The sequence below is a fragment of the Streptomyces sp. NPDC002130 genome (genome assembly GCF_040296465.1).
GTDB lineage: Bacteria > Actinomycetota > Actinomycetes > Streptomycetales > Streptomycetaceae > Streptomyces.
The window spans coordinates 1-1,115 of the sequence record NZ_JBEOXI010001149.1; the positions used below are offsets into that span (position 1 = coordinate 1).

1 protein-coding gene is annotated in these 1,115 nt (G+C 58.0%); it reads right to left on the reverse strand.

The annotated features are described in order from the left end of the window. Positions 1 to 963, reverse strand: a 963-nt coding sequence (locus tag ABT116_RS49170; RefSeq protein WP_351648122.1) for a fatty acid desaturase family protein, incomplete at its 3' end; no start/stop codon positions are given. Between the last annotated feature and the right edge of the window lie 152 nt (positions 964 to 1,115).

Here is a 1,115-nt window from a genome sequence, read left to right on the forward strand (position 1 = left end):
CGGCACAGCGATTTCCGAGTACCGGTTGCTCGGCAAGTCGGGGAAGCAGTGGTGCTCGATCTGGTAGCAGAGGTTGCCGCTCATGAATGCCATGACCGGACCGGCGTGAAAGTTGGCTGACCCCAGCATCTGTCGCAGATACCACTGAGCGCGCGATTCGTTCTCGAATTCCTCGAGCGTGAACTTCTCGGCACCGTCTGGGAAGTGCCCGCAGAAGATGACGGCGTAACTCCAATAGTTGCGGATGAGATTTGCAACGACGTTGGCCGTCAACGTGGTCTTCCACGCCGGACCGGTCAGAGCGGGGAACAGGATGTAATCCTTCGTCACCTGCCGCGCGATCTTCTTTCCGACGTCCTTGGCCATCTCCGATTTCTCGGACCACTTCACCTCGCCCTTGCGGAGTTTGTCCGTTTCCAGGTGATGCAGTGCCACGCCCCACTCGAACAGTGTCGCGAGAACGAAATTCGTGATCGGTTGAAAAAGATAGTCGGCGTGCCACTTCTGATCACGGGTGACGCGCATGATTCCGTAACCCACGTCGTTGTCGAGGCCGACGATGTTGGTGAACTTGTGATGAGTGAAGTTGTGCGAGTGCTTCCATCCCGAGGACGGGCAGGTGTTGTCCCACTCCCAGTTGCTCGAGTGAATCTCGGGATCGTTCATCCAGTCCCACTGGCCGTGGATGATGTTGTGGCCGAGTTCCATGTTCTCGATGATCTTGCCGGCACCCAGGAGCGCAGTCCCCAGAATCCAGGCAGGCTTCTTCTTGCTGGCGAACAAGACGATGCGGCCGGCCACCATCAATGAGCGTTGAAACGCGATCGTTCGCTGGATGTATCGAGCATCGTGCGCTCCGCGCTTCTCCTCGATGTCGAGCCGAATGGCATCCAGCTCGCGCCCGAGCGCCTCGACGTCTTCCTCGGTCAGATGGGCATATTCCTTGATGTCGGTGATCGCCACAGTGTTTCTCCGTATCGGTTTTCTCCGTGCCGCAGGACTGGTCCGTCGGGCGGTACCCCTGGGAGCCGGTGAGGAAACGTCAGCCCCGATATTCATGTGCGTCTTCACGCAATCTATGCCAGAGTCGATATACGTGAGCCCCGAAAACAAGA